This is a genomic window from Cohnella massiliensis, from assembly GCF_900169535.1.
GTDB lineage: Bacteria > Bacillota > Bacilli > Paenibacillales > Paenibacillaceae > Cohnella > Cohnella algarum.
The window spans coordinates 729,759-737,063 of record NZ_LT821259.1; the positions used below are offsets into that span (position 1 = coordinate 729,759).

Sequence of the window (7,305 nt, forward strand, 5' to 3'; positions counted from 1 at the left end):
CCAATATGAAATTCATCCACACGGCCGACTGGCATTTAGGCAAGCTGGTGCAGGGCGTTTATATGACGGAGGACCAGCGGCACGCGCTGCGGCAGATGGTCGAGACGGTGCGAAGCGAGCGGCCGGACGCGGTCGTCATTGCGGGCGACCTGTACGACCGGGCGGTCCCGCCGACGGAGGCGGTCGAGCTGCTGGACGAGCTGCTGCGGACGCTGGTGTTGGAGCTTGAAACGCCGGTGCTCGCGATCGCGGGCAATCACGACAGCCCGGACCGGCTGAACTTCGGCACCCGGATTATGGAGGAGAGGGGGCTGCATTTGGCCGGGCAGCTGAGGCCGGAGCAGAAGCCGGTCGTCCTGCGCGACGCGGACGGAGAGGTGCATTTTCATCTCGTGCCGTTTGCCGATCCGTCCGTCGTGCGGCAGCGGTGGGGCGACGAAAGCGTGCGCTCCTGCGACGACGCGATGCGAGCGGTGGTGGCCGGGATCGAGGCGAAAATGGACCCGAAGGCGCGGCACGTGCTCGTCGGACACGCGTTCGTCACGCCCGGCGGGGAGGCGAGGCCGAATACGAGCGAGTCGGAACGGCCGCTGGCGATCGGGGGGACGGAGTACGTCCGGTCGGAGCATTTTAAAAGCTTCCATTATACGGCCCTCGGCCACCTGCACGAAGCGCACTACGTCGCCAACGAAACGATTCGCTACGCCGGGTCGCCGCTCAAATATTCGATCTCCGAGGAACGGCACAACAAAGGCTTTTATATCGTCGAGCTGGATGGGCAAGGGGCCGTAACCGTGGAAAAAAGAAAGCTCGCGCCGCTCCGCAACATGCGCAGCGTAAGCGCCGCGATCGAGGACTTGATGCGGCACGAGCCTTCGGACGATTACATATTCGCAACGCTGCTGAACGAAAATCCGGTCCTGTACCCGATGGAAAAAGTAAGAACCGTCTACCCGAACGCGCTGCATGTCGAGCGCCGGCGGCCGGCGCCGGCGGCCGCCGATTCCGCCGACGAAGGAAGCGCCGCCGGCGCCGGACCCGCGCGGAGCAAGTCCGATCCGGTCGAGCTGTTCGCGGCTTTTTACCGGGAAGTGAAAGGGATGCCGCTCGCAGAGGACAAAAAACGGCTGTTCGCCGAAACGCTGCTCGAGGTCGCCCGCGAGGAAGAGGGGGAATCCGCATGAAGCCGATCCGGCTTACGTTGACGGCCTTCGGTCCGTACCGCGATGCGGAAACGATCGATTTCAGCCTGCTGGAGGACCGCCGCCTGTTCGTCATTTCGGGCAATACCGGCGCCGGGAAAACGACGATTTTCGATGCGGTCTGCTTTGCGCTGTACGGGTGCGCGAGCGGGGAGGACCGTTCGGAAATCCGGCTTTTGCGCAGCCATTTTGCCGACGACAATACGTTCACGTCCGTCGATTTCGCGTTCGGCATCGGCAGCCGCACGTACCGCGTGTTCCGCCAGATGCCGTTTCGCAAGGCGGGCAACAAGAGCGAAACCCCCGGCCGCGCGGAGCTGTTCGAGACGACTTCGGGGACGGAAGTCCCGCTGCTGGACCGCTTTACGCTATCCGAGGTGAACGCCCGGCTGGAATCGCTCATCGGCTTGACGAAAGACCAGTTCAGCCAGATCGTCATGCTGCCGCAGGGCGAGTTCCGCAAGCTGCTGACTTCGGATACGGACAACAAGGAAGACATTATGCGGCGGATTTTCCGGACGGGACTCTATCAGAAAGTCGAGGAGCGGTTTTACCGGAAGCAGCGGGATTTGAAGGAGGAGCTGCGCTCGGCCAAGGAGCGGCTCGAATACGCGATGGCCCAGGTGCGGGACGTGCTCCCGGTCCGCGAGGAAGGGGCGCTGGGCGCCGCCTTGCGGCAAGAGGCGTACAGCCCGATCCAGGTGACGGAAGGGCTGGAAGCCGAGCGGCTGCATTATGCGGAGCTGGCGGAAAGCATCCGGCTGCGGAAAGATAAGCTGCAAGCGGAGCGGGCGGAGCAGGAGAAGCGGGTGCGCGAGGCGATGGCGCTGAACGAGAAGCTGGCGGAGCTTGAAGCCAGGCGCGCGCGATTCGCGCAGTTGAACCTCGACAAGCCGGTCATGGAGGAGAGGGAACGAAAGCTGGCGGAGGCGGAAAAAGCCGGGCGGATCGCCGCGTACGAGGAGCAGGCGGAGCGGGCGGAACGCGAAATCGCCGCGAGGCAGGCGGCGCTGGAGCGGCAAACGGCCGAGCTGGCCCGCGTGGAGCAGGCGCTCGTTGCCGCCTCGGAGCGGCACGCGCGGGAGCAGGCCCGGGAGACGGTTCGAGCCGAGGCGCAGCAAGCGCTGCAGCGGCTGGAAACGCTGGAGCCGGCCGTCCGGACGCTGGAGGGCCGCCGCCGGGAGGTCGCGCGGCTGGCCGCGGAGGAAAACCGCGTGAAAGCCGCCGTCGAAACGGTCGACCGCCAATTGGCGGACATGCGGCAGGAGAAGGCGGCGCTCGCGGGCGAGATCCGGTCGCTCGAGGCGGGGCTGGACGCGCTGCCGGGGAAGCTGGAAGAGCGGGACCGCACCCGCCAGAAGTTCAAGCTGCTGAAGGAGCTTGCGGATCTGGCCGAGCGGATCGAGGCCGCGCGCAAGGCGGAAGCGGACCGGGAGCGGGCCGCCGCGGAGTGCGGCGAGCGGGTCAAGCGGCTGGAGACGCTGTGGCTGGAAGGGCAGGCCGGACTGCTGGCGGCGCACCTGCACGACGGGGAGCCTTGCCCGGTATGCGGCAGCCCGGAGCATCCGGCGAAGGCGGCGGCGCCAGCCTCGATGCCGACCCGCGAAGAGCTTCGGCAGGCGAAGGAAACGCTTCGCGCCGTAGAGCAGGAGCTTGGCACGGCCAAGGCGCAAGCGGCGGCGGCCCGCGACGGCTGGGGAGAGCGGATGCCGTCCATCGAGGAGTTCGGCATCGTTCCGTCGGGGTTCGCCCGCCAGTTGGCCGACACTGAGCGGGAGGGGCTTGCGCTCAAAGCGGAAATCGAGCGCCTGCAGGAGCAAGGCGCGAAGCTGTCGGCGCTGCGCGAGAGCGCGGCGAAGCTGGACGACCGCTTGGCGGCCGCCCAAGCGGAGAAGGACGCCGCGGCGGCGCGCGCGCAGGCGCTTACGGTGGAGCGGACCGCCAAGCAGTCCGTGCTGGAGCTCGAGCTGGAGCGGATTCCGGAGGAGCTGCGCTCGCCGGAGCGGTTCGAGGCGCGGCTGCGGCAGCAGCGGGAGAGCGTGCGCGAGCTCGAGGCGGAGTGGAAGGCGGCGCAGGATGGGTTGACCGCGGCGCAGCTCCGGGCGGCCGAGGAGAAGGCGAACGCCGCGCAGCTTGGGAAGCGGCTCGAGGAGGCGACGGCCGCAGGCCGCCAGGCGGCGGAGCGGTTTGCCGAGGAGCGGCAGCGCGAAGGGTTTGCGACGCCGGAGCAGTATGCGAGGGCGAAGATGAGCCGGGAGGATCGCGAGTCGCTGCGGGCGTCGACCGAGGCGTTCCGGGCGGAGCTGGCGGCGGTATCGGCCCAGTTGGGAGAGCTGGAGCGGGAGCTTGAGGGCAGGGAGCGCGCGGATGCGGAAGCGCTGCAGGAAGTGCTCGGTGCGATGCAGCGGGAGCTGGAGCTCGTGCTGGCGGAGCAGCAGTCCGCGCAGCGGCACGCGGAAACGGCGGCGAGGCTGCGTGGCGCGATCGAAGCGGCGAACGGGCGTTACGCCGCGACGGAATCCGAGCTGGAGCGGATTCTGGATTTGTACCAGATGCTGAAGGGCGACAATTCGCTCAAGCTTTCGTTCGAGCGGTACATTTTGATCGAATATTTGGAGCAGATTCTCGTGGCGGCCAATCTCAGGCTGCACCATTTGTCCGACGGCCAGTTCGTTCTGCAGCGCAGCGACCGGCTGGAAGCGCGCGGCAAGCAAAGCGGGTTGGGGCTTGACGTTTACGACGCGTACACCGGGCAAAACCGCGACGTCAAATCGCTGTCCGGCGGCGAAAAGTTCAACGCCTCGCTTGCGCTGGCGCTCGGAATGGCCGACGTCATCCAGGCCCATCAGGGCGGCGTTTCGATCGAAATGATGTTTATCGACGAGGGCTTCGGCTCGCTCGACGAGGAATCGCTGCACAAGGCGATCGCCGCGCTCGTCGATCTGCAGCGGTCCGGCCGGATGATCGGCGTCATTTCGCATGTTCAGGAGCTGAAGATGGCGTTTCCGGCCATTTTGGAGGTCAAAAAGACGAAAGAAGGACACAGCCGCACGTCCATCGTGCTGCGGTAGCCGACATAAGGGACGGTTCGAGCCTTTCGATCGGATCGGTTCGTTGGAATGCCCCGAGAAGAGGCTTCTCGGGGCGCTTTGGCGCGGGCGGATTGCGCGCAAGAAGCGCCCCCGGTGCGCTACATGTAGCCTGGCGCAGGCGGATTGCGCGCAAGAAGCGGCAGCCTGGCGCGGGCGGATTGCGCGCAAGAAGCGCCCCCGGTGCGCTACATGTAGCCTGGCGCAGGCGGATTGCGCGCAAGAAGCGCACCTGGTGCGCTACATGCAGCCTGGCGCGGGCGGATTGCGCGCAAGAAGCGCACCCGGTGCGCTACATGCAGCCTGGCGCGGGCGGATTGCGCGCAAGAAGCGCACCCAGTGCGCTACATGAAGCCTGGCGCGGGCGGATTGCGCGCAAGAAGCGCACCTGGTGCGCTATATGCAGCCTGGCGCGGGCGGATTGCGCGCAAGGTAAGCGTCAAATAGCCCCCACCTAGCGGCGGGAGCTCAGTTCGACTAATCTGTAGTTACTTTTTACTTAATCGGCACTCAGCCGGGAGCTCGTGCGACCATGGCATGAAGGGGTCGAGCGCGTCCGGTAAGCGTCAAATAGCCCCCACCTAGCGGCGGGAGCTCAGTTCGACTAATCTGTAGTTACTTTTTACTTAATCGGCACTCAGCCGGTAGCTCGTGCGACCATGGCATGAAGGGTTCGAGCGCGTCGGCATCGAGCGGTCCAGAGATTTGCGGCAACTGCTCGAAGAGGTACTTTAAGTAGTTGAACGGGTGCAGACCATTCTCCTTGGCCGATTCGATCACGCTGTAGATTACCGCGCTAGCCTTCGCGCCGCGAGGCGTGTTGGCGAACAGCCAGTTTTTGCGCCCGATCACGAACGGTTTGATCGACCGCTCGCTCCGATTGTTGTCGAGCTCCAGCCGCCCATCTGACAGGAACGCAGTAAGCTTATCCCACTGATTCAAGCTGTAGGCGATCGCTTGACCGGACAGGCTCTTCGGCAAGGTTTTGGACCGTTGCTCCTTCAGCCATCCATGATAGGCGTTAAGCACCGGCAGGCTTTGCTCCTGCCTCTTCGCCTGTCGCTCTTCAGCGGAGACTTCGGCAAGGTCCCGTTCAATCGCATACAGCTGGTTACAGTAAGCCAGGCCCTGTCCTGCAACGGTTCCCAGCTTCCTCATCTCCGGCGGCCCTGCCTTCAGCGCCTCGTCGTACTTGCGCCGGGCATGTGCCCAACAACCGACGAGCTTCACGTCTGCCACCTTGTGGTACCCAGGGTACCCATCCACATGCAAATAGCCTTTGAATCCGGACAGGAAGTTGCGCGGATGTTCGCCGCCCCGCGTCCGTTGGTATTCGTAGAGTATTGCCGGCGGCACATCACGTCCGGTCCGATATAGCCACAGGTAGGACGTCGCTTCCGCGGACTTGCCTTCTTCGCGCAGCACCTGAAGCGTCGTCTCGTCGGCATGCAGCACTTCTTGCCGCAGCAGATACGCCTTCATGGCAGCAAACAGCGGAGACAGCCATTGCTCCGCACCATACATCATCCAGTTCGCCATCGTCTGGCGAGACAACGTATAGCCAAGACGCGCGAACTGCTGCTCTTGCCGGTACAGGGGCAAGCCATCCACATATTTCTGCGTCATGACGTAGGCCATGCTGGACGGCGAAGCCAAGCTTCCGGGATAGACGGGCCTCGGCATGGGCGCCGTGACGATGGGTGTCTGGATCTCATGACGCTCGCAGTGGCGGCAAGCATAGACTTGACGAATATGCCGCATGACCTTGACCTGCGGGGGCACCAGCGCGATCTCGCTGCGCATCTCAGTCGTCATCTCATGCAGCGAGCCGCCGCAGCAAGCACAGGACCGTTCGCCTTCCTCGAGTTTGTACACGACGGTCTCTACCGGCAGGTCGGAGAAGTCGTCTTCACGCTTGCCCGTCTGTTTGCGGCGCTCGTACGTGATCTTCTCTGTAGGTGGCTCTTGTCCGGCTGGTGTGGCCAGCACTTCGGCTTCGTTGAACAGATTCAGCTCCATCTGGTCCGGATTCGTCTTCTCGCTGGAAGTGCCGAAGCGCTTTTGCTGCGCCAGACGGAACTGTTCCTCGTACCACTTGAGCTTGGCCGATAGCTCGATATTTTGTTGTTCCAGCTTCGCATTTTGTTGCCGAAGCTCTTCGATCTGAGGCGATTCCGCTCGATTTTCCATATGGTATACTTCGGCACGGATGGGGGCAACGCCTGCCATAACATATGTCGAATTAAGTAAGGAATAGATTGCTAAATGACCGTAGCGGCGGTCACTTTCGGGTGAGCCTGCCGCTGGCTGAGCGAAAGTCCGTCCAGCAGCCAGCGGAGCTCGCGGGTCGTGACCGTGACCGGATCGCTGTGATCCCTGGGCCACTGGAACGTGCCGCGCTCGAGCCGGCGGTAGAACAGCCAGAAACCGTTGTGCTCCCAATACAAGATCTTTAACTTGTTCCGCTCGCGGTTGCAAAAGACGAACAAGCATGGAGAGAATGGATTCAGTCCGAGCCCCTCTTGGACAAGAGCAGCCAATCCGTCGATGGATTTACGTAAATCCGTGCTGCCACAAGCCAGAAATACCTGACGGCTGGTTAATTCGCTCAGCATATGACCTCCAAAGCCTGCACCACGTCGCGGAGCAAAGCGGGATTGAACCCGGCGTCAACCTCGATGACGGCTGCGCCGATTCGGATGCGAAGGCAAGCCGAAGGTGTGGCTTCCGGCTCGGGAGTAATATGAGCTTTGACGAAGGTGGCTGACTTGACAGCAGCAGGGGATGAACCGCTTAGTCTCTTCATCCATGTATAGAGCCCGCGACGATCCACCTGATTGGCTTTGCACCATCTTGCTGCTTTTTCTCCACTGGAACGGAAAGCGGCAATTCGTTCTTCCCATTTCTTCTGTACGTCTTCTCTGGCCATAAAAAATCCTCCCCCAATTGGACTATGAGGAGGATTATCTCACGGTTATTGCAAGGAACGAAGGTGGGGAGAGTTTGACGCTTAC

General features: G+C 63.2%; 5 protein-coding genes. 2 read left to right on the forward strand and 3 right to left on the reverse strand.

Translation table 11 applies throughout. The features are described from left to right. Positions 1-5 precede the first annotated feature (5 nt). Positions 6-1,184 (forward strand): exonuclease SbcCD subunit D, encoded by a 1,179-nt coding sequence (locus B7E11_RS17135; protein WP_080836818.1) that lies wholly within the window; start codon positions 6-8, stop codon positions 1,182-1,184. After that, a complete protein-coding gene (locus B7E11_RS17140; RefSeq protein ID WP_080836820.1) occupies positions 1,181-4,273 on the forward strand; it encodes an AAA family ATPase in 3,093 nt (1,030 codons plus the stop codon). Before B7E11_RS17135 ends, B7E11_RS17140 begins: the two co-directional genes overlap by 4 nt. Before the next feature lie 633 nt (positions 4,274-4,906). Here the strand turns inward: B7E11_RS17140 and tnpC are convergent. The 3 genes from tnpC to tnpA all read right to left on the reverse strand — a co-directional run bounded on the left by tnpC (position 4,907) and on the right by tnpA (position 7,220). Beyond that, complete coding sequence (tnpC, locus tag B7E11_RS17145; protein ID WP_420830620.1) at positions 4,907-6,481, reverse strand: IS66 family transposase; 1,575 nt, start codon at positions 6,479-6,481, stop codon at positions 4,907-4,909. Between the two features lie 71 nt (positions 6,482-6,552). Further along, positions 6,553-6,906, reverse strand: a complete 354-nt coding sequence (tnpB, locus tag B7E11_RS17150; protein ID WP_028598474.1) for an IS66 family insertion sequence element accessory protein TnpB — start codon at positions 6,904-6,906, stop codon at positions 6,553-6,555. After that, a complete protein-coding gene (tnpA, locus tag B7E11_RS17155) occupies positions 6,900-7,220 on the reverse strand; it encodes an IS66 family insertion sequence element accessory protein TnpA (RefSeq protein ID WP_080836822.1) in 321 nt (106 codons plus the stop codon). Before tnpA ends, tnpB begins: the two co-directional genes overlap by 7 nt. Positions 7,221-7,305 lie beyond the last annotated feature (85 nt).